The organism is Pseudomonas sp. p21 (genome assembly GCF_001642705.1).
Lineage (GTDB): Bacteria > Pseudomonadota > Gammaproteobacteria > Pseudomonadales > Pseudomonadaceae > Aquipseudomonas.
In genome coordinates this window covers 1-22,671 of sequence record NZ_LWBV01000012.1, presented here as the reverse complement: position 1 = coordinate 22,671, position 22,671 = coordinate 1, and the positions used below count along the sequence as shown (strand labels likewise).

Below are 22,671 nucleotides of genomic sequence, written 5' to 3'. Positions count from 1 at the left end.
CGAGGGTTGATCTGCTGAAACGCGGGCTTCGCCAGCGACACCTCTACGTGGTATCGCTGGCGAAGCTATGCCTAGCGGGGCAGCCTCAAAAAAAGCTTCAAAGACCGTTGCTCCCACAGGAACCGCACAACTCTCGAGAGCTGCACAGTACCTGTGGGAGCTGGCTTGCCGGCGATCGGGCTGCAGAGCAGCCCGCTAGCGCATCAGCAATCAGCTGTCCTTGTTGTGGATGATGATGGTCGGGTCAGCACCGCTGATCAACGAGTTGATCGTGGTGTTGGACCAGTTCACCCCTTCCAGCTTGATGGTCACGTCGGCGTTGGCGATACCACCGGCGGCGTTGAGCTTGCCTTCGCTGCTGACCTGCAGCGTCGTCGTGCCGTCCACCGTGGTGAGCTTCAGGTAGTTGTCGATGGTGCTGCCCTTCTCGCCCTGGAGCAGGTCCTTCAGGTCGATGCGGTCACCCTCGGCCACCTTGAAGTCCTTGATCACGTCATTGCCGGCATCGCCAGCCTTCCACACGAAGGTATCGGCACCACTGCCACCGGTCATGGTGTCATCGCCCTTACCGCCAAGCAGGATGTCATTGCCTTCACCGCCGAGCAGGGTGTCCTTGCCCAGGCCGCCGAGCAGGATGTCATTGCCCTTGCCGCCGTCGAGGGTGTCGTCGCCGCCCTGGCCGAACAGCAGGTCATTGCCCGCGCCACCGTTGAGGATGTCATTGCCATCGTTGCTGCGCGAAACATCGAATTCGCTGACGTGCTCGACGATGTACTTGTGCAGCACTCGACCGTCGACATCACCCACGGCCACCCCCAGCTGGCCTGCCACATAGCCCTGCATGGCTTCGACACCGTTGCCGGCGACCGAACCGAAGCTCACCAAGTCACCGAAGATGATGTCATTGCCATCACCCGCGTTGACGGTGTCATTGCCCGGCATGGTGGCTTCGGTGTGACCCAGGATCGCTTCCGCCAGTTTGCTCGGGTCGATATTGGTCTGCGGCTTGCTATCGGTGTCGTAAGGCTTCAGGTCGTTGAAGTTGACCGCGTTGTTGAGGCCGATAGCCTCCACGCCAGACAACTTGGACAACAACAGGAAGCTCTGTTGGGAGTTGAGGTCCACGTAGTAGTCGGAGGAACTGGCTACGTAAGAGAACTCATAGGTCCCGTCACCCTGGGCATGCAATTGCCCGGAAGCATCACTGTCGCTACGCCAGTTGTTACCGTTGCCGGTCTTGTACTCGGAAGTCACATAGCCTTTGGCATCGATGCTGAAGCGGTTGTTGTTACCTACCAGCTTGTCGGTGACCACGTCGCCCAATTTGTAGTTGATCGACTTGAGCACGGCATCCAGTGTGGTGCTGGTGTTCTTGAAGACGGCGTCGTACTCGCCGCTCATAAACCTGTTCGGCTGACCGTCAGTGATGAAGAACGTCTGGCGGCTGCCGGTGTTACCGGCATCCTTGAGCTGCTGGAACCAGTTGGCGGTAGTCTTGAAGGCGTCCTCGTAGTTGGTCGTCCCGTCAGAGTAGAGGGCATTGAGCGCTTTGTAGAGCGTGCTCAGCGCGTTCTTGTCGCCCAGGTTGACCGAGACCGTACTGTTCACCTGGGTGGAGAAGTCCACCAGCAGGATGTTCACTGTGCCGGATTGCGCGCCCTTGACGCTATTGGCCAAGGTATCGAACACCGACTTCAGCGAGTTGCGCGCGGCGTCGACCGCACTGCCCATACTGCCCGACGTATCGACGATGAACGCAATGTTGTAGTCCTGACCCGGCGTCACGTGCAGGCCACTGATGTCGGCAACGATGATGTCGCTGGTGACGGTGCCAGTGAACGTGTCGCTGTCGGTGGTCAGGTTGCTGGCGGTGTAGGTGTCCGGATAGACGGTTACCTTGATCGTGCCCTCGGTGGAGGCTTTGCTGCCGCCCACGCTCTCGGTGGCGGTAGAGGTGACCTTCACATCGAAACTGCCCTGGTAGTACGCCGGCGGCTTGATGCTCAGGCCGTTGAGGTTCCAGCCGGTGACATCAACCGAAGTGGCGCCGACGGTGACGGTATGACCGGCGCCATCGCTGAGTACCGAACCTGCCGGAATGCCGCCCAGCTTGACGCTCAGGCTCTCGGAACCGTCGGTGTCGGTCAGGTTGGTGGAGATGCCAACCAGCTTGACGGTACCGTTCTCCGGCCCTTCGTTGAGCTTGTAGCCGTCGTAGTAGCCCTGACCGTCACTGCCGTGGAAATCGGACACGGAAAGCCCGGCATTGCCCATCGCCGTCACGTTCGGGTACATCGGGATGGCCGAGCTGTTCAGGTCGGTCACCGGGCCGTTACCGACCTTGACGTTGATGTCCAGGCTGCCCGGGCCGGCCTGGTTGGCGTGGTAGATCTCCAGGGTGTAGTAGCCGCTGACAGGCGGCGAGAAGCTGCCGGAAATCGTACCCCCCGCGCCCCAGGTGGCACCGACCACGCTGGTTTTACCGATGTAGACCTGCAAGCTGTCATCGGCGACGCCGCTGAAGGTGTAGGTCTGGCCGGCTTCCAGGTAAATCAGGCCGGAGGTCTTGGAACCAGTGCCGGCGGTAACGCTGCCGCCCGAATCGGCGCTGGTAACCTGCTCGGTCTTGCTGGCACTGCCAGAGTTGGCGAACACGGTCTTCAGTGCAGTACCGCTGATGCCGTTGCCGTTGGTGCCCAGGCCCGTGAGGCTGTTCCAGGTTTCCCGGGTCAGGCCAAGCGAAGCGGCGTTGTTGCTGCCGATGTTCAGGTCAGGCTTGTCGGCTACAGGCGCGATGTCGACCTTCAGCGTTGCCTCGTTGCCTGCAGCGCTACCGTCGGTAGGCTTGTACTTGATCTGGGCGTAGTCGGCCTGTTTGTTGCCGACACCCGTTCCGCCATAGCCGTCGATACCCGACTCGTTGGGTTTCGGCACGAACCGCAGGTTGCCGGCAGCGATGTCGGCCTGGCTGACGGCCTGGTTCTGGGCGACGTTGACCCAGGCGGTGCCGTTGAAGAGCTGCAGGGAGCCCGCTGGCAGCTGGGTGAAGGTCACACCCAGACTCGACAGGGCGCTGTCGACGTCGGAAATGTTGAAGTCGCTCCAGGTCAGTACCAGCGGTGTGTCTTCGACGCCAGTGACGGCGCCGCCGGTGGCGACCGGTGCGTCGTTGACCGCAATCACATTTACCGTGGTCGTGGCGGTGTTCGAGGTGTTCACGCCGTCGGTCACCGTCACGGTGATGATGCGAGGCGTGGTGCTCGGGTTCTCGCTGCTGTTGATGAAGGTGATGTTCTTGATCGCCTGGATATAGTCGGCCAGCGATGCAGCGCCGCTCAGGGTCAGGACCACCTTGCCATCGGTGCTGTTGGCATTGATCGAGATGCCGTTGACACTGTTGCCCAGGTTCAGCGCGTCACCCGGCTGGCGGTTGGTCAGGGTGACCGTCGCGCCCGTCAGCTGCGAGCTGTCAAAGTCGGTGATGGTGACGTCCACATCGCCGATCGACACACCGCTGCCTGGCTGGTTCTCGGTGAAGGTGGTCTGGTAGTCGGCACCGGTCTTACCGCTGGAGTCGTTGCCATCCAGGTCCAGAACCGGGGCTGGCTCGAAGATCTGGGTGGTCACGCTGCCGGCACTGGTGCTGATGTCGAGCTTCTCGAAGTTGCCGCCAGTGGCCGAATCGATCTTGACGGTGAAGTGCTCGGTGCCCTCGGTGACGCTGTCCTTGAAGGTCGGGATGGTGAACGTTGCCTGCGTGCTGTTGGCCTTGATCACCACGGTGGCTACGCCGGTGTAGTCCGTGCCATCGGCTGCGGTGCCGGTGTAGCTCAGTTTGACGGTGACGTCGGTTTCAGCCTTGTTGGTCAGGTTCAGGACGTATGTGGCATTGCCACCTTCGGCGACCGCGGCGGTGCCGCTGATGCTCAGGGTAGTGGTCTGGATGGTATCCGTGACTGCTGTGACTGCCGCCGTATCGCTGACGTTCAGCTTCTCGAAGTTGCCACCGGTGGTTTCGGTGATTTTCGCCGAAACGTTGCCTGCATCGATATAGACGTCATCAGTTGGCGCCGGAACGGTAACGGTACCGGAGAGCTTGCCCGCTTCGATGCTGATGACAGCGCCGTTGCTGAGCTTGATGGTCATGTCGGTGCCGGCCTTGTTGGTCAAGGTGGCGGTGTAGGTGATCTGGCCACCTTCTTCGACGGTCTGCGTGGCGCTGAGGCTCAGGCCGGTGGGGTCAATGGTGTCCTTGACCTGGGTGACCGCGTAGGCGCCGTCGGTGGACAGTAGCTCGAAGTCACCACCCGTAGTTCCATTGATCTTGGCTTGTACCGTGCCCGCATCAATGTACGGATCGTCCGCAGGTGCCTTGACGGTGACGCTGCCCTGGGTGGCACCTTCGGCGATGGTGATGGTCTCGCCGTTGCTCAAGCGGACGGTCATCTCGGTGCCGGCCTTGTTGGTCAAGGTGGCGGTATAGGTGATGTTGCCGCCTTCGTCGACAGTTGGGGTCGCGGTCAGGCTCAGTACTGTGGTGTCCTTTGTACCCGGCACGTCGGTTACGACGGTGACAGGGCTTCCGGTAGAGACCACTTTTTCGTAGTTGCCACCCGAGACCTCGGTGATCTTGTTGGTCAGATCCAGGTTGGTGTTATGGACGTTGTTCGGTGCGGTGAACGGCACCGACGCCGACGACTCGCCCACCGGGATGGTGATGGTCTGGCCGTTGGCCAGTTTGATCACCAGGTCGGAGCCGGTGACCTTGTGGTTGACCGACGCGGTGTAGGTGACCACGCCGCCTTCAGTAACCGTCGAAGTCGCGGTCAACGTCACGGTGGTGGTGTCGATGGTGTCGGTGACCTTCGTCACGGCCGCCGTGCTGCTGACGTCGAGCTTCTCGAAGTCACCACCGGTAGTACCGGTGACGGTCACGCTGAGGTCTTCAGCATCGATGTACACATCGTCGCTCGGCGCGTCGATGGTGATCGGTGCCCGCCTTGTTGGTCAGGGTGGCGGTGTAAGTGATCTTGCCGCCTTCAGCCACAGTGTCCGTGGCGGTCAGGGTCAGCGTGGTGATGTCCGGGGTAGCCGGGTTGTCAGTGACGGTTGTCACCGGCTCGCCCACTGCCACGGTCTTCTCGTAATTGCCGCCCGAGATGTCGGTGATCTTGTTGGTCAGGTCCAGGTTGGTGTTGTGGACGTTGTTCGGTGCGGTAAACGGTACCGACGCCGACGACTCACCCACCGGGATGGTGATGGACTGACCGTTGGCCAGCTTGATCACCAGGTCTGAGCCGGTCATCTGGTGGGTGACCGACGCGGATTAGGTCACTACGCGACCTTCAGTAACCGTCGAGGTTGCAGTCAGGGTGACGGTGGTGGTGTCGATGGTGTCGGTGACCTTGGTCACGGCAGCACCGCTGTTTACATTCAGCTTCTCGAAGTCACCACCCGAGGTTTCGGTAATCTTGACATGAAGGACTTCAGCATCGACGTAGACATCGTCGCTCGGCGCATCGATGGTGATCGACGCTTCTTTCGAGCCGGCGGCAATGGTGATGGTCTCGCCGTTGCTCAGCTTGATCACCAGATCGGTGCCCGCCTTGTTGGTCAAGGTGGCGGTGTAGGTGATCTTGCCACCCTCGGCAACCGTTGGTGTCGCACTCAGGGTCAGGTGGGTAATGTCCTTGCCAGGGCCGTCGGTCACGGTTGTCACCGGCTCGCCCACGGCCACGGTCTTCTCGTAATTACCACCGGAGATGTCGGTGATCTTGTTGGTCAGGTCCAGGTTGGTGTTATGGACGTTGTTCGGTGCAGTGAACGGCACCGACGCCGACGACTCACCCACCGGGATGGTGATGGTCTGGCCGTTGGTCAGCTTGATCACCAGGTCGGAGCCGGTGACCTGGTGGTTGACCGACGCGGTGTAAGTGACCACGCCGCCCTCGACCACGCTTTGCGTAGCAGTCAGGGTCACGGTGGTGGTGTCGATGGTGTCGGTGACCTTGGTCACAGCCGCGGTGCTGCTGACGTCGAGCTTCTCGAAGTCACCACCGGTAGTACCGGTGACGGTCACGCTGAGGTCTTCAGCATCGATGTACACATCGTCGCTCGGCGCGTCGAGGTTGCAGTCAGGGTGACCGTAGTGGTGTCGATGGTGTCGGTGACCTTGGTCACGGCCGCCGTGCTGCTGACGTCCAGCTTCTCGAAGTCGCCACCGGTGGTGCCGGTGATGGTCACGCTCAGGTCTTCGGCATCGACGTACACGTCGTCGCTTGGCGCGTCGATGGTGATCGACGCTTCCTTCGAGCCCGCTGCGATGGTGATGGTTTCGCCGTTGCTCAGCTTGATCACCAGATCGGTGCCGGCCTTGTTGGTCAAGGTAGCGGTGTAGGTGATCTTTCCGCCTTCGGCCACTGTCGGCGTAGCAGACAGGGTCAGGCAACTGGTGTCCTCAGAGTCTGGTCCGTCTGTGACGGTGGTTCTGATCTCTGTCTTGTCCAGAGTCAGCTTTTCAAACTTCCACGCGTCTGCGCCGCTGACCGCGTCGATCGCATTGACGACAGGCTGAGCACCTACATAGACGTCATTCGGCGCGGTCACGGTGATCGAGCCGGTGGTGCTGTTGGCCGGCACCACAACAACGGTCTTGCCGTCGCTGAGGGTGAAGTACAGCGTCGAGTGGCTATTGATCGGCAGGCCGTCTTTGCTGGTCAGTGTGACGGTGTAAGTAATCTCGCCACCTTCGGTGACGGACTCGGTCGCCGTCAGCTTGGCCACCACTTCGTTGATGGTGTCGGTCACTTTTACCGACGCATCGCCGCCCAACTGCAGGTTTTCAAAGCTGCTGCCTGCGGTATCGGCCGCCGACTTGAGGCCCACGCTGATTTCGCCAGCATCCTGATAAACGTCGTCACCCTGCTCGCCGTGGGTGTATTGCACGCTGGTTTCGCCCGCCTTGATAGTGACCTGGGCATTGTTGCTCAGGGTCACGACCAGGTCGTGCGCCAGTGCGGTGTTGATCTTCACGGTGAAGGTCGGATTCTGGTTTTCGAAGACCGACTCCTGGTTGGCTTCGATGGTGACCTTGACGATATCGCCGCCAGGGCCTGGAGTTCCAGGCTCGTCAGTCACCGTGGTGCTGACTTCGGTCTTGTCCAAGGTCAGTTTTTCGAACTTCCACGCGTCTGCACCGCTGACCGAGTCGATCGCGTTGACCACTGGCGCATTGGCGCCCACGTAGACGTTGTCCGGCGCGGTGACGGTGATCGAACCGGTAGTGCTGTTGGCCGGCACCACAACAACGGTCTTGCCGTCGCTGAGGGTGAAGTACAGCGTCGAGTGGCTGTTGAGCGGCAGGCCGTCTTTGCTGGTCAGCGTGACGGTGTAGGTGATTTCACCACCTTCAGTGACGGACTCGGTGGCCGTCAGCTTGGCCACCACTTCGCTAATGGTATCGGTCACCTCGACCGAAGCGGGACCGCCCAGTTGCAGGTTCTCGAAGACTCGCCCATCGACATCTGCCGCCGATTCGATGCCCAGACTGATCTGGCCGGCGTCGTTGTAGACGTCATCGCCCTGCGCGTCATGAGTATACGGCGCACTGGTATCGCCAGCCTTGATGGTGACCTGGGCATTGTTGCTCAAGGTCACGACCAGGTCGTGTTCCAGTGGTGCGTTGATGCGTACGGTGAAGGTCGGTTTGAGGTCCTCAGCCACCGAGCTCTGGTCGGCGGTGATGGTCACCTGTACCAGATCACCCTGGTTGCCAGCGCCCGGAGTACCGGAGCCTGGCTCGTCAGTTACAGAGGTGGTAACGGTATCACCGCCAAGCGTCAGCTTCTCGAAGTTGCCCGCCCCCGATACTGACTCCAGTTTGTTCGCGATAGCCGCCTGACCGCCGACATAAACGTCATCGTTGACCGTGATGGTCGCGGTGCCCGACGCGTTGTTGGCCGGAATGGTGACTTTCGTGCCATCGCTCAGGGTGAAGGTCAGCGCGCCGTGCTGGGTAACAGGCAGACCCTGTGCGTTGGTCAGGGTGACGGTGTAAGTCACCTGGCCACCTTCAGTCACGGAAGTCTTGTCGACGGTCAAAGTGGCGACGACTTCACTAATGGTGTCCGAGATTTCAACGGTCGCCGGGCCACCAAGGGCCAGCTTCTCGAAGGTGGCACCCGAGACGGTGGCATCGGTGACGCTGAGAGTGACGGAGCCGGCGTCCGTGATGACGTCATCACCTTGGACCGAGGTTTTGTACTCGACTTCAGTCTTGCCAGCCTCAATGGTCACGGTGTCGCCGTTCGACAGGGTAACAGTCAGCGGACGATCAAGTGCCTGACTTACCTTCACAGTGAAGGAAGGCTGCTGGTCTTCGGTCACGTTGCCATTGCTGACGATGCTTACGGTGACAGTATCGATGCTGTCATTGATGACCGTCGAGGCTGGGGTCGGGTTCGGCGTCAGCTGCTCGAAGTTGCCACCGGTCGCACCGGTAATCGTGGTGCTAACGGTCGAACCGTTGTTGTAGACGTCGTTGGCCGGCGTCTGGAAGTCAACGCTGCCCTGGGTCTTGCCGGCTTCGATGGTGATGGTCTGGCCGTTGGACAGGGTCACGGTCACCGGGGTCTGGGCCGGGTTGCTCAGGGTCACGGTGTAGGTGATGACGCCACCTTCGGTCACCGACGGGCTCGCCGTCAGGGTCGCGGTGGTGGTGTCGATCGAGTCGTTGATGGTGGTCTGAGCTGGAGTCGGATTCGGCACCAACTGCTCGAAGTTGCCACCGGTCGCACCGGTAATCGTGGTGCTGACGGTCGAGCCGTTGTTGTAGACGTCGTTGGCCGGCGTCTGGAAGTCGACACTGCCCTGGGTCTTGCCAGCCTCGATGGTGATGGTCTGGCCGTTGGACAGGGTTACGGTCACCGGGGTCTGCGCTGGATTGCTCAGGGTCACGGTGTAAGTGATCACGCCGCCTTCGGTGACGCTTGGCGAAGCGGTCAGGGTCGCCGTAGTGGTGTCAATGGTATCGGTAACCTGAGTAACCGCTGGCGTTTGCGGCACTGTCACCGTCAGCCCACCGCCCCCGGTGGTGCCCGTTACGGTCGCCGAAATCTGGCCGCCGTCGATATATGGGGTATCGTTCGCCGGCACCTCGACATTGACGCTACCAGTGGTCTGCCCAGCCGGAATGACGATTACGGCACCGTTGGACAGGGTGACCACCAGGTTGGTAGTCGGCGCCTGGCCAACCGTAGCGGTATAAACGATTACGCCACCCGCTTCGCTGATCGAAGGGGTAGCGACAAGAACCAGGTCGGTAGCGACGCTGGTGTCTGTCGTCGGCGTGGTGATCTGGTTGTTGCTGGTGGTATCCAGCACGCCAACCTCTTCGCTATCAAGCACGGCAGCAAAGCCAAGCCCGTCAGTCGGGAAGCCGATGGTAGGGTCAACCCGGCCCGCGGTTTCTTCGAGCATGACAAAGCTGTGGCCACCGCCCAGCGCGCCACCACCGCCCGCTGCCGATGGGCCAGCCGCAGTCGCCTCAAGCTCGGTAGTCGGGTCGACACCGGCAGCGATCGCCTGTTGCAACTCTTCCACCGACGGCGCGGCCTGTGCGGTCGCCTGGCTCAGGTCGGTGCTACTGTCCGGTGCATCAGCGCTCCACTGACTGTCACGACCCAGATCGAGCAAACGGCCATCGGCCAGTTCCAAAGTAACTGCGCCGCCTGGGCCAGTGAGCACTTCCTCACCGGCCAGCAAACGGTCCCCTTCGATCAGAACACGCCGGATGCCCTCTGGGGATACCGCAATAACCTGGCCGACAATACTTTTGACGATGGCTACAACGCTGCTCATTGGACTCTCCGTGTGACCCGATGGGTACTTCCCTGCCAGAGCGGCACTTGTAAGCCACTTCAGGCGGAACTATGTCGATGATCTCTTGACGTTTTTTGACGTCAATATTCCGTCTATAACTTTTTGGAATTGACTAACTGCCAAACTATTGACCTTATACATGCCATCCTAAACAATCGGCCATGTAATGTCACATTGATATTTAAACCTTAGCCAAGCGTTTCTTGAGGACAAATGCCATACATCATCGAAAGCGCGTTCAGCGGCCACTTCAAGTGCCTTTTTGCGCACCTCGGTAGCCGCAAACAATGCGCCATGACATCCGTCCATCGGCAGCGGTCAAAGGTTCAAGTGTCAATGTTCAGGTCACTGCTCGGTTACAAGCACAAACCTTGCCTGAAGATAGCCAGACAGTGGTCGGGAAGCCAGGCGGGCGAAGGGCCGTACGGCAGCTCATGACATCAGCAGCGCGTAGCGCTGAATTACTCGGTGCAGCGACTTGCCGTAGATCAAAGAGATAGCGAACAACTGCGCAAATACTGCCAACCTGAATAGTAAGAAAGCATTGCCGATTGTTAAGCCCAAACCCGTCAGCGACCTGCTTCCGAATAGATGAATTTTGACTAATTAGTTGCAGAATACCGTCAACAAGTCAGCGCCTGTTTCCTGACAAAGGTATAAGTCGATTCGACTACACCTCTGTCGCCAGACGGATAGCAGGCTATGCTGCAAACTAGATGCTGAATGGATCAAAAATGAAACACCCAGCATCGTCTTGCAGGAATGAAGACCGTAGAATTGTTTACTCCATACCGATTCAAGGCGACCATTGGCCGGTTGCCCAAGCGTCAGGGTGCCGTAGCCCTCATGACCACTGCCTGGCAGCACCATTGAACGCCAGGGTGAGCCGGCCAGAACGGCGGTACACCCACCCCACCCACCACAAGGATGAAGAGAGCGCCGCGTGGAATCCGAAGTCAGTCGAGTCCAACTCAGCCACGATCCACGCAGTCAGCATGACGATCCCCTGCTGGATAGTCTGCTGAGCCTGTGTGTCCTGCACCAGAAACCCGCCAGCCGGGTCATGCTGACCACCGGCCTGCCGCTGCCCGCCCAGCGCCTGAGCCCCGAGCTGCTGCCCCGCGCAGCAGCCCGGGCCGGCCTGCAGGGGCGCCTGCTGCAGCGCAAGCTGGAGCAGATCCCGAGCATCGCCATGCCGGCCATGTTGCTGCTCAAGGAAGGCCGCAGCGCCGTCCTGCTGGGCTGGGAGAACGAAGACACCGCGCGCCTGCTGCTCAGCGAGAGCGATGGCGGCGAGGTGCATGTCAGCCGCGAAGCCCTGCAGAGCGATTACAGTGGCCGGGTGTTCTTCGCCCAGCCGCAGCACAAGTTCGACGTCAACCACGGCAACCTCATCCCGCGGGCGAAGTCGTGGTTCCGCGATACCTTGCTGCGCAGCAAGTGGTTATATATCGACGCCATTGCCGCCAGCCTGGTGATCAACCTGATCGCCCTGGCCGCACCGCTGTTCGTGATGAACGTATATGACCGGGTGGTGCCCAACCAGGCCACCTCGACCCTCTGGGTGCTGGCTGTCGGCATCGCCGGCGCCTATATCTTCGACCTGATCCTCAAGGGCCTGCGCGGCTTGTGCCTGGACCTGGCCGGCAAGAAGACTGACCTGATCATTTCGGCAACGCTGTTCGAACGTATCGTCGGTATGTCGATGAAGTACCGCCCGGCCAGGGTCGGCAGCTTTGCCCAGAACATTCACGAGTTCCAGGGCCTGCGTGACTTCCTCGCCTCGCTGACCCTGACCAGCCTGATCGACCTGCCGTTCACCATCCTGATCCTGATCGTCATCGCCATCATTGGCGGGCACCTGGTGTGGATCCCGATCATCGCCTTCCCACTGGCCCTGGGCATCGGTTACGCCCTGCAACGGCCGCTGATGGCGACCATGGAGCGAACCATGGCCCTGGCCTCGGAGCGCCAGTCCAGCCTGATCGAGACCCTCGCCGGCCTGGATGCGGTAAAGGTCAACAACGCCGAGAGCGAACGCCAATACATGTGGGAGCAGACCCTCGGCACCCTCAGCCGTCTGGAACTGCGGGTGAAGGTGCTGTCGAGCCTGGCGATGAACATCACCCTGCTGATCCAGCAACTGGCAGGCGTGGCAATGATCTGCGTCGGCGTGTACCTGATCATCGACGGCAACCTGAGCATGGGCGGCCTGGTGGCCTGCTACATGCTCAGCGGTCGCGCCCTCGGCCCGCTGGGCCAGCTCAACGGCCTGCTCGCCCGCTACCAGCAGGCCAAGGTAACCATGGTCTCCACCGACCACATGATGGAGCTGCCGCAAGAGCGCAACTTCGAAGAACGCCCGCTGAGCCGCAAGGTGCTGCAGGGCAGCGTCGAGTTCCGCGGAGTCGATTTCACCTACCCGAACCAACAGAACCTGGCCCTGAAGAACATCAACCTGACCATCCGCCCTGGCGAGAAGGTGGGCATTATCGGCCGCAGTGGCTCGGGCAAGAGCTCGCTGGCCAAGCTCATCGTCGGCCTGTACGAGGCCGATGGCGGCTCGCTGCTGGTCGATGGCGTGGACATTCGCCAGATCGATGTCAGCGAACTGCGCCACAACATCGGCTACGTGCCCCAGGACATCCAGCTGCTGGCGGGCACCCTGCGCGATAACCTGGTCAGCGGAGCCCGCTACATCGAGGATGAGTTGATTCTGCAGGCTGCCGAGCTGGCCGGCGTGCATGAATTCGCCCGGTTGCACCCGGACGGCTATGAGCTGCAAGTGGGTGAACGTGGGCAGAACCTCTCCGGCGGCCAGCGGCAGAACGTCGCCCTGGGCCGCGCGCTGTTGCTCAACCCGCAGATCCTGCTGCTGGACGAACCGACCAGCGCCATGGACAACACCGGTGAAGAACGCCTCAAGCAGCGGCTGCAGGCGGTGGTGGAAGGCAAGACGGTGCTGCTGGTCACGCACCGTGCCTCGCTGCTGTCGCTGGTGGACCGGCTGATCGTGATCGATCGCGGGCAGATTGTCGCCGACGGCCCGAAAGCCGCGGTCATGGATGCGCTGAAGAAGGGGCAGATCAGTGTTGCATAAGCTGGATGTGGGGCAATTCAAGGACGGCCTGCGGCGCTATTTCAAAGGTTCCGATTCACTGGGCGGCCAGCCGCTGCCTGAGGTCAACAAGGCCCTGATCGAGGATGCGCCGCGGGTCGTGCGGCTGACCATCTGGGGCGTGATCCTGTTCTTCGTGTTCCTGATCGTGTGGGCCAGTGTCGCGCCTATCGACGAAGTTACACGGGGCGAAGGCAAGGCCATTCCGTCGTCCAAGGTGCAGAAGATCCAGAACCTGGAGGGCGGCATCGTCGCCGAGATCTTCGCCAAGGAAGGGCAGATCGTCGAAGTGGGCCAGCCGTTGCTGCGCCTGGATGAAACCCGCTTCGCCTCCAACGTGGGTGAAACCGAGGCCGACCGCCTGGCCATGGCCTTGCGCGTCGAACGCCTGAGTGCCGAGGTCGAGGACAGCCCGCTGAAAATCGACGAGGCGCTGCGCAAGGCCGCGCCAAGCCAGGCGGCCAGTGAAGAGTCGCTGTACCAGAGCCGGCGCCAGCAACTGCAGGACGAGATTGGCGGCCTGCAACAGCAGCTGGTCCAGCGCCAGCAGGAACTGCGCGAGTACAGTTCAAAACGTGCCCAGTACGCCAACAGCCTGGAACTGCTGCGCAAAGAGATCAACATGTCCGAGCCACTGGTGGCCACCGGCGCGATCTCCCAGGTTGAAGTGTTGCGCTTGCGCCGTGCCGAAGTGGAGAACCGCGGCCAGCTGGATTCCACCGCACTGGCGATCCCGCGTGCCGAGGCGGCCATCCGCGAGGTGCAAAGCAAGATCGAAGAGACCCGCGGCAAATTCCGCAGCGAAGCGTTGACCCAACTGAACGAAGCACGCACCGAGTTGAACAAGGCCACGGCTACCAGCAAGGCATTGGACGACCGGGTGAACCGCACCATGGTCACTTCACCGGTGCGCGGTATCGTCAAGCAGCTGCTGGTGAACACCATTGGCGGGGTGATCCAGCCTGGCAGCGATATCCTCGAAGTAGTACCACTGGACGACACGCTGGTCATCGAGGCGAAGATCCTGCCCAAGGACATCGCCTTCCTGCACCCGGGCCAGGAGGCCACGGTCAAGTTCACGGCCTATGACTACACCATCTACGGTGGGCTCAAGGCCAAGCTGGAGCAGATCGGTGCCGACACCATCACCGATGAAGACAAGAAGACCACCTACTACCTGATCAAGCTGCGCACCGATCGCAGCCACCTGGGCTCTGACGAGAAACCGCTGCTGATCATTCCGGGGATGGTGGCGACGGTCGATATCATGACCGGCAAGAAGACCATCATGAGCTATCTGCTCAAGCCGATCATGAAGGCGCGTTCTGAGGCGCTGCGCGAGCGCTGATGATCCTGGCCACTGTCTTTATTCAGTGGCCACCCTGGCCCTGTCGCCGGCAAGCCAGCTCTCATAGAACTGCACATAACTAATTGAATTAGCAGGGACCCTGTGGGAGCGGGCTTGCCGGCGATACGGCCAGAACTGCAAACCCGAAACTTAGCGCCAGGGCGCAGGCTCACCAACCAACTGCCCCTGAATCCCGCCCACGCCCATCTCCCGCAACACCAAGCGCTCCCCTTCCGTCTCGACCCGCTCGGCAATCAGCGGCAGGTCGATGCTATGTGCCGCGCGCTGGACCGCTTCGATGAACAGCCGCTTGTGCTGTTCATGGTCAATGTTGCGGATGTAGCTGCCATCGATCTTCAGGTATGCCAGGCCCAGGTGCGCCAGGTTGCCGATCATGCTGAAGCGACCACCAAAGCGTTGCAGCGCCAAGCCGAAGCCAAGCACATGCAGGCGCCGGGTCAGCTGCTCCAGGGCAGACTGCTCGGGCAGTTGCTCTTCACCAATTTCGAAAATCAGGCGCGGCCCCAGCGCCGTATGCTGGCCCAGCAGTTCGAAGACACGCTGCAGAGCCTTGGGGTCGGCCAAGGTAGCGGCTGACAGGTTAAGCGCCAGCACCTGGTCATGCCCGCGCAGGTGTGCAAGTACCTTTTCCAGCACCAGCACGTCCAGCCGCGGCATCCAGCCGAAACGCTCCAGCCAGGGCAGGAAGCGGCCAGCCTGCAGCGCCTCGCCCTGGCCATCCTGCAAGCGCGAAATCACCTTGTGGTGCAGCACCCGTTGCGCAGTGCCGCAATCCACCACGGGTTGGAAGAACAGCTCGAAATGCCCGCCGATGAACGCCTGGTCGAGCCGCTCGTGCCAGGCATGCTGGCTGTCCGCAGCGACTGCGGCTACACCCTGCTCGAGGCAGACCCAACCCGGCGCCGGCTGGTTCTCGGCGCGGGCCAGGGCTTCGTCGGCGAGCTTGAGCAGCGCCTGCGGTGCGTCACCAGGGCTGTAGGGGGCAAGGCCGATGCAGGCCACCGGGTCGATATCACTGGCGCCGGTTTCATGCAGGCTATGCAGGGTCGCTTCCAGGGCCTGGGCGAGCTGTACCGCCTCTTCATGCACCATGCCCGGCGCCAGCACGGCAAACTCTCCCCCACGGCTGCGGGAAATCAGGTCGTTGGTTTCCGGGTAGCTGGCACAGGTGCGACGCAACTGCTCACCCACGGCCTGCAGCAACTGGTCGGTGCGCTGGCCGCCAAGGCGGGCGTTCAACCCCGCCAGCCCCTGGACCCGCAGCAACAGCAGGTAGCCGGCGCGCGCTTCTTCCAGGTTGCTCACCCGGGTGTTCAGCTGCATCTCGAAATAACGGCGGTTGGACAGGCCGGTCAGGCTGTCCTGGTAAGACTCGGCACGCAACCGCTCACTGCGCTCGGCCTGCTCGGTGAACAGTGCCTTGAGCTTCTCGACCATCTGGTTCATCGCCTGCACTACCCGGCGCAGCTCCGGCGTACGCGGCAGCTCGGACAGGCTGAGGAATTCGCGGCGGGCGATGGCGTGGGATTGCTCGACCATGTAGTCCAGCGGCCGCAACTGGCGACGCAAAAGCAAGGCGCCAAGTACGGCACTGGCCGCGCCACACAGCAACAACCAGCCCAGGCTGCCCAGGGCGCTTTGCCAGAGTTTGGCAATGGCGAACATCGGGTGGCTGATCACTTCAACGCGCGCGGCCTGCTGCCAGCCACGGCTGACGATGGCATCGCCACCGGCAGCTTCCAGGCCGATCAGGTGCACGAACCAGCCCGGGACACCGCCGGGGTCCGGCTCGGCATGGCGCTCCACCAGCACGGCATTGGAGCCAAGGTCGACGACCTTGATGCTTGAGTAGTAACCACTGTCGAAGATCGAACTGACCATCAGCTCGACCATCGCCGGGTCGTCGATATTCGGTGTCAGCGACAGCGCCAGCGCAGTCGCCGCATCCTGGGCGTGCGAGCGCAACTGGTTGACGTACTGGCTGCGCGAGCTTTCCAGGCTGACCATGAAACTGCCACTGAAGGCGACCACCAGGAACAGGCAAATGGCCAACAGCAATTGTTTGAACAGTGACATCTGTGCTCCTTCAGTAAACCGGCTCGGCCGGGAACCCTTCGGCCTGCATTTTCTTCAGCAAATCCTGCCAGCGTGACAGCCGCTTGGTATCGCCGACCTTCTTGTTGCCTGCGGCCCCCGTCAGCCACAGCCCCTCACCATTGAAGGCGTACACCGGCAGCAGGTCGGAACGCTGGCTGGCCGGCTTGATGGCATCCATCAGGCTGTCGAGTACCAATGGTTGTGCCTGTGGGCTTGAATAATAGGTCAGGACCATGTGCGCCCGGTTCTGCCGCAGCGCCTTGACGTAGGTGATGCGCAGCTTTTCGCTGGGGATGCCCATGCGCCGCAGGCTGAAATACTTGGCGATGGCGTAGTCCTCGCAGTCCCCTGCGCCCTTGATCAGCGCCTGCACCGGCGTGGCCCAATAATCGACCTCATGCCACAGGTCGATGTCCTCGACGTAGCGCAATTGCTGGTTGAAGAAGCGGTTGACCACCTGCAACCGCTCAAGCTCCGTACCCTGCTTCTGCGTGGCCATCAGGTTCTGCCAGGCATCGATACGGCCCTGCCCGGCGCCCAGCTGGCCATACAGGGCCTGCGACTTGCGGCTGATCTGGGAAAAGTCCCAATCCGCGTGCAAGCCGCCCAGCAGCAGGCCACCCAGCAGTGCAGCAAGGCCGACACGTTGCACAACGGTTTTGAGCATCCAGGATATCGCCACTGCGAAGCCCTGTTCCGGCCAGTCGAAAGCAGCGATGGTGCGGCTTGGCACGGCAAAAGACAATGGCACCCTGCAATCATGCACCCGTTGGTCAGTCGATCTACACTTTATGGTTATAACCTTCTATAGGTTGCTTCCTTTGAACGGCGACTTCATCCACCATAGCCGCGCTTTTTGGGGCGCCCGTCCCATCGCGGGTGCTGGTTTGACACCCCCGGGAGCTATTACTAGTGTCATTGGATCCAACTTTAGTCATCGTTGAGGCAGACGTCGCGTGCCCGAGAAAATCAAATTGAGCAATGTGCTGGCCAGCGAGCAGTTGTTGCCGCACCAAGCCCGTGGCGTGATTGAAGAACGCCTGCGCAGTGCCATTCTGGATGGCCGCTTGCCCCCAGGTACTGCGGTGCGACAACAAGAGCTCGCCACCTTGTTCGGTGTCAGCCGCATGCCCGTGCGCGAGGCCCTGCGCCAGCTCGAAGCGCAATCGCTGCTGAAAGTGGAGATGCACAAGGGGGCGGTGGTTGCGCCATTGATAGGCGAAGACGCGGTGGACACCTATGCCCTGCGCGTGCTGCTCGAGACCGAGGCGCTACGCCAGTCCATTCCACTGCTCGATGCCAGCGACATCGCCAGCGCCCGCGGGTATATCCAGCAACTGGAGAACGAAACCCGCCACGCCGAAATCGGCCGCCTCAATCGCCTGCTCCACATGTCGTTGTACAACAAGGCGCCAAACAAGAAACTGCTGCGCCTGATCGAGGACGAACTGAACGAGGAAGAGCGCTTCCTGCGGTTTCATCTTTCGTCCATGGGCTTGGGCAAGCTCACCCAGGACGATCACAACGCACTGGTGAATGCGGCTAGCGACAAGCTGGTGGACGAAGCTGTAGCGGTGCTGGAACGGCACCTGAATAGCGCATCGCGGGTAATCCGCAAGTACCTGGATACGCAACTGGGGCGCTAGCGGGTAGAGACTGCGCGCACGGTGCAGTCGGATGGGTTGCAAATTGATCGGGCCCCGCCAACAATGAGACTAATTATCATTCATGTCTATTGATGGCAGCGCCCTCCCCCATGCCCAGCAACGATTCCGTGCAAACGCTCTACAGTGACCACCACGGCTGGTTGCATGCCTGGCTTCGCAGCAAGCTGGGCAACGCAGCCGATGCCGCAGACCTGGCCCAGGACACCTTCGTGCGCCTGCTGCAGCGTCGCGAACACCTGCAACTGAACACGCCACGGGCCTTTCTGCGTACAGTCGCGCGTGGGCTGGTGATCGACCACTGGCGACGCGAGGAACTGCACAGGGCCTATCTCGAGGCACTGGCACAGGTACCGGAAGCACAAGCCCCCTCAGCCGAAACCCGTGAGTTGCTGCTGGAGTTGCTGGAACGCATCGCGCGCATGCTCGACGGCCTCAAGCCCAAAGTACGCCGCGCATTCCTGCTGGCCCAATGCGAGGGGCTGAAGCACCAGGCCATCGCCGACCAGATGGGGATCTCGGTGCGTACCGTGGAGCGCTACATCGCCGATGCGCTCTACCATTGCTACCTACTGCGCTACGCAGACGAGTGCTGACGCGATGACCGCCGCACAGCCTGGCGCAACAGCGGTCAAGCAGGCCATCCAGTGGATGCTCAGGCTGCGCGAGAACGGGCATGACCCTGCCCTGCAGCAACAGTGCAGGCAATGGCGCAGTGCCCGCCAGGAACATGAACAGGCCTGGCAACGGGTGATGCACCTGCACCAGGACCTCGATCTGCGCGCCATCCCCGGCGCCGGGCTGGCCTTGCAGACCCTGGAGACCAGCCAGCGCCGCCTGCAGCGCCGGCAGGTACTGAAGCTGCTTGGCGGCGTTGCCATGGTGGGGACAGCGACATGGCTGGGCAAAGACCTGGATGCAGTCAACGCTTGGGCATCGGACTACGCCACCGGCACGGGTGAACGACGCAGCTTCGCGCTTCCCGATGGCTCGCTGATGCAACTCAATACCCGCAGTGCCGTGGACCTGGCCTTCAATGACCAGCAGCGCCTGGTCCGCCTGAAGCAGGGGGAATTGATGATTACCTGCAGCCCGCAGCATCCCTTGCTTGTACAGACGCGTGACGCGTTACTGGAAGGGTTCGAAGGGCGCTTTGTGGCACGCCAGGACAGCGACTGCACGCGGGTCAGTGTCAGCCATGGCAGGGTGGCGATACACCGGCCTGGCAATGGCCAGCTGCAATGGATCGAAAGCGGCCAGAACTGGCGCCTGGATGCGCAAGGCGCACACCGGCTCGAGCAGGTGGACATGGACGCGATGGCCTGGACCGACGGGCTGATCGTCACCCGGAACATGCGCCTGTTCGACTTCCTCGCGCAGGTCAGCCGTTATCGCCATGGTTACCTGGGCTGCAGCGAAGACATTGCCGATGTACGCCTGTCGGGTGTGTTCCGCCTCGAAGACCCGGAAAAACTGCTGCAGCTGCTGCCCCAGACACTGCCCGTGCGACTTCGCCAACGTACGCGCTGGTGGGTGCGTGTGGAGGGGCTAGTCTGATCTGACGGGGGCCATTGCGTTCAGGGCCGCTGCGCGCCCCAATAGCTTTTTTGGCGGGTTTTGACTGCCGGTCCGGCTAGGACAGTAAGCGACACCTCCTGCCCTCACACTTCAACGGACCCTTCATGCCTACTGCCCCCGTGCACACGCACACATTCAACGCGAATGATTTTCGACCTGTCTTGCACTCAACGACTCTGCGCAAAGCCATCCGGGCCACCCTGTTTGGCACCGCCTTGGGCCTGATAGCCGTCCCGCAACTGTCCGTGGCAGCTGAAACGACCCAGATGAGCCATCACTATGCGATCCCGGCCGGCCAGCTGGACGACGTGCTCAACCAGTTCGCCCGCCAGGCTGGCATCACCCTGTCGAGCACACCTCAGCTCACCCAAGGCTTGCAGTCAAACGGCCTGCAGGGGCAGTACCCCACCGATCAGGCACTGCGCCAGTTGCTCAATGGCAGCGGCCTGGAGGCGCTCAGCCACGACGGCCGCAGCTACGTGTTGCAGGCACAACCCCAAGGCGCCGCAGTGTCATTGCCAGACACCGATGTCCGTAGCTTCACCCTTGGCAATGCACTGGGCAGCATGGAGGGTTACAACGCCACCCACAGCCAGGTGGCGACCAAGACCAGCATGCCGCTGGTGGAGACATCGCAATCGGTCTCGGTGGTTACCCGCCAGCAGATGGACGACCAGGGCTCGCAAACCGTTGCCCAAGCCATGCGCTACACACCTGGAGTGCTGACCAACCCCTACGGGGCGACCCATCGCTATGACTATGTGGCCATGCGTGGCTTCAACGACGGTTCGGTGGATAACATCTACGTCGACGGGCTCAAGTCGATGGGAGACAACGGCACCTACAGCACCATGCAGGTGGACCCGTACTTCCTTGAGCGCATCGATATTCTCAAGGGACCGTCTTCGGTACTGTATGGCCGCAGCTCGCCAGGAGGCCTGGTGGCACTGACCACCAAGAAGCCGCTGTTTACCCCCTACCATCAAGTCCAGGCCACCCTCGGTACCCAGGGCCAGCTTGGCATGGGTTTCGACTTCAGCGGGCCCGTGGATGACGACAAGCGTATCGCTTATCGCCTGACAGGCCTGGCGGATGCTTCCGACACGCAGTTCGACCACAACAAGGAAGAACGCTACGCCATCGCGCCGGCCGTCAGCATCGACTTCAGCGAAGACACCTCACTTACCCTGCAGGCCTACCTGCAACACGACCCCAACGGCGGCTACCACGGCGGTAACCCTGCAGACGGCATGCTGCACCAGCGCAACGGCTTGCGTCTGTCGGACCACTTCTTTGAAGGCGAGCCGGGTATCGACAACTACGAGCGCACCCAACAATCCTTCAGCTACCAGTTCGAGCATCGCTTCAACGATGTGTTCACCGCACGACAGAACTTCCGCTATCAGGACTCCGATGTGTCGATGGACCAGGTGTATTCCGCCGGCTGGGCGGATGCCCACAGCAATATCCTCAACCGCGCCTATACCGGCGGCGACGAACGCCTGCATTCGTACATCATCGACAACATGCTGCAGGCGGAGTTTTTCACCGGGGCCGCCAAACACACCCTGCTGCTGGGCACCGACTACCAGCGACGCAAGGCCGACGTGGCGTGGCGCTATGGCACAGTCGACCCGCTGGATGCCGGTAATCCGCAGTACGGCAATGGCAACCTTCAGGTGCTGGGTGAGAACCGCTACCAGCGGCGTTTGCAGCAAACGGGCGTCTACCTGCAGGACCTGGTGGAGCTGGACCAATGGCGCCTCTCCTTGGGGCTGCGCCAGGACTGGGTGAAGGTGTCGGAGGAGAATCGCGACAGCAACACCAACGTCCGTGACCAGCGCTCCAGATTCACTACCCGCGCCGGGGTGCTTTACCTGTTCGAGAACGGGATTGCGCCTTATGTCAGCTACTCGGAGTCGTTCAACCCCAATACCGTGTCCGACCAGGAAGGCCGCCCTCTGGCACCTACCGAGGGCACTCAATGGGAGGCCGGCATCAAGTATCAACCAGCGGGTAGCGATAACCTGTTCACCGCGTCGGTGTTCCGTATCGAGCAGGAGAACCTGGCCTCGAAGCAGCCTGACGAGGAGTTCTATCGCCCTGTAGGGCAAGTGCGCTCACAAGGGCTGGAACTGGAGGCCCATGTGCAGCTGACCGATAGCTTGAAGCTGCTGGGCGGCTATACCTTTACCGACATCGAGTACGCCAAGTCGATGCCCAGCCTGGTGTCGGACAACCTGGACAACAAGGGCAATTCGCCAACCCAGGCACCGAAACAGATGTTCTCGCTGTGGGCCGACTACAACTTCCACCAGGGGGCACTGGATGGCCTGCGCTTGGGCGGTGGGGTGCGGTATGTGGGGTACAGCTGGGTGGATGCGGAAAACAGCATGAAGGTGCCTTCCTACACCCTGTTAGACGCCTCGATCGGCTATGACCTGGGCAAGGTCGGCCTCCGGGGGGTAGATGTGCGCCTGAACGCCAATAACCTTACCAATGAAAGCTACATCACCTCATGTGCCAGCCTGAACTACTGCTACATGGGTGAAGAGCGCAATGTAAGCGCAACGGTCAGCTATCAGTTCTGAGCATATGGCAGCCGTTAATACCCGGTGCTTGTAGGAGCGCTCGCCTGGAAGCTATGGCCCGGAAAAGACAAAGCCCCTGTCTGCATCGCAGACAGGGGCTTTGGATTTGAATCTTGACGATGACCTACTCTCACATGGGGAAACCCCACACTACCATCGGCGATGCATCGTTTCACTGCTGAGTTCGGGATGGGATCAGGTGGTTCCAATGCTCTATGGTCGTCAAGAAATTCTGTGTGCTGGCCCGTCCCTCGGACGTGCCTGCGAATCTCTGTAGTTCCTACTTAAAGACAAAACCCCTACCTGCAGGCGCAGATAGGGGGTTTGCGAAATGAATCTTGACGATGACCTACTCTCACCTGGGGAAACCCCACA

The 22,671-nt window shown here is 61.2% G+C and carries 11 protein-coding genes, 1 rRNA gene and 1 pseudogene; 6 read left to right on the top strand and 7 right to left on the bottom strand.

Going from position 1 to position 22,671, the window contains the following annotated elements:
- Positions 1 to 210 precede the first annotated feature (210 nt).
- The 4 genes and pseudogenes from A4C63_RS26485 to A4C63_RS26470 all read right to left on the bottom strand — a co-directional run bounded on the left by A4C63_RS26485 (position 211) and on the right by A4C63_RS26470 (position 9,858).
- The gene (locus A4C63_RS26485; protein ID WP_371106165.1) at positions 211 to 4,797 is read right to left on the bottom strand and encodes an immunoglobulin-like domain-containing protein; all 4,587 of its coding nucleotides are present in this window, start codon (positions 4,795 to 4,797) and stop codon (positions 211 to 213) included.
- Positions 4,798 to 4,911: 114 nt separating this feature from the next.
- Positions 4,912 to 5,305, bottom strand: a pseudogene (locus A4C63_RS26480) (immunoglobulin-like domain-containing protein); the annotation flags it as partial.
- 21 nt (positions 5,306 to 5,326) lie between these two features.
- Positions 5,327 to 6,106, bottom strand: a complete 780-nt coding sequence (locus A4C63_RS26475; protein ID WP_063915102.1) for an immunoglobulin-like domain-containing protein — start codon at positions 6,104 to 6,106, stop codon at positions 5,327 to 5,329.
- A complete protein-coding gene (locus tag A4C63_RS26470; protein WP_063915101.1) occupies positions 6,076 to 9,858 on the bottom strand; it encodes a retention module-containing protein in 3,783 nt (1,260 codons plus the stop codon). The genes A4C63_RS26475 and A4C63_RS26470 overlap by 31 nt, the downstream gene beginning before the upstream one ends.
- Positions 9,859 to 10,822: 964 nt before the next feature.
- Between A4C63_RS26470 and A4C63_RS24915 the strand changes: the two genes are divergently transcribed.
- Together A4C63_RS24915 and A4C63_RS24910 are read left to right on the top strand one after the other, a co-directional pair.
- Complete coding sequence (locus A4C63_RS24915; protein ID WP_063915100.1) at positions 10,823 to 12,979, top strand: type I secretion system permease/ATPase; 2,157 nt, start codon at positions 10,823 to 10,825, stop codon at positions 12,977 to 12,979.
- A complete protein-coding gene (locus A4C63_RS24910) occupies positions 12,969 to 14,345 on the top strand; it encodes an HlyD family type I secretion periplasmic adaptor subunit (protein WP_063915099.1) in 1,377 nt (458 codons plus the stop codon). Before A4C63_RS24915 ends, A4C63_RS24910 begins: the two co-directional genes overlap by 11 nt.
- Positions 14,346 to 14,495: 150 nt before the next feature.
- Here the strand turns inward: A4C63_RS24910 and lapD are convergent, their stop codons facing one another.
- A complete protein-coding gene (gene lapD, locus A4C63_RS24905; protein ID WP_063915098.1) occupies positions 14,496 to 16,442 on the bottom strand; it encodes a cyclic di-GMP receptor LapD in 1,947 nt (648 codons plus the stop codon).
- A gap of 10 nt (positions 16,443 to 16,452) precedes the next feature.
- Positions 16,453 to 17,214, bottom strand: coding sequence for a cysteine protease LapG (gene lapG / locus A4C63_RS24900; protein WP_172827556.1), 762 nt, complete (start codon positions 17,212 to 17,214; stop codon positions 16,453 to 16,455).
- Between the two features lie 205 nt (positions 17,215 to 17,419).
- Here lapG and A4C63_RS24895 point away from each other — a divergent pair, with 205 nt between their 5' ends.
- The 4 genes from A4C63_RS24895 (at position 17,420) to A4C63_RS24880 (ending at position 22,296) form a co-directional block, all read left to right on the top strand.
- Complete coding sequence (locus A4C63_RS24895) at positions 17,420 to 18,109, top strand: GntR family transcriptional regulator (protein WP_063915097.1); 690 nt, start codon at positions 17,420 to 17,422, stop codon at positions 18,107 to 18,109.
- 110 nt (positions 18,110 to 18,219) lie between these two features.
- A complete protein-coding gene (locus tag A4C63_RS24890; protein WP_063915096.1) occupies positions 18,220 to 18,723 on the top strand; it encodes a sigma-70 family RNA polymerase sigma factor in 504 nt (167 codons plus the stop codon).
- 4 nt (positions 18,724 to 18,727) lie between these two features.
- The gene (locus A4C63_RS24885) at positions 18,728 to 19,684 is read left to right on the top strand and encodes a FecR domain-containing protein (protein ID WP_063915095.1); all 957 of its coding nucleotides are present in this window, start codon (positions 18,728 to 18,730) and stop codon (positions 19,682 to 19,684) included.
- Between the two features lie 197 nt (positions 19,685 to 19,881).
- Complete coding sequence (locus A4C63_RS24880) at positions 19,882 to 22,296, top strand: TonB-dependent siderophore receptor (RefSeq protein ID WP_063915105.1); 2,415 nt, start codon at positions 19,882 to 19,884, stop codon at positions 22,294 to 22,296.
- Between the two features lie 111 nt (positions 22,297 to 22,407).
- On the opposite strand, the gene rrf is transcribed toward A4C63_RS24880, so the two are convergent.
- Positions 22,408 to 22,523: ribosomal RNA gene (rrf, locus tag A4C63_RS24875) — 5S ribosomal RNA — on the bottom strand.
- Between the last annotated feature and the right edge of the window lie 148 nt (positions 22,524 to 22,671).

What these genes read in the sequence shown, in the direction of transcription:
- lapD (WP_063915098.1), bottom strand. Translation starts at nt 16,442, where the DNA reads ATGTCACTGTTCAAACAATTGCTGTTGGCCATTTGCCTGTTCCTGGTG.
- A4C63_RS24885 (WP_063915095.1), top strand. Translation starts at nt 18,728, where the DNA reads ATGACCGCCGCACAGCCTGGCGCAACAGCGGTCAAGCAGGCCATCCAG.
- A4C63_RS26470 (WP_063915101.1), bottom strand. Translation starts at nt 9,858, where the DNA reads ATGAGCAGCGTTGTAGCCATCGTCAAAAGTATTGTCGGCCAGGTTATT.
- A4C63_RS24890 (WP_063915096.1), top strand. Translation starts at nt 18,220, where the DNA reads ATGCCCAGCAACGATTCCGTGCAAACGCTCTACAGTGACCACCACGGC.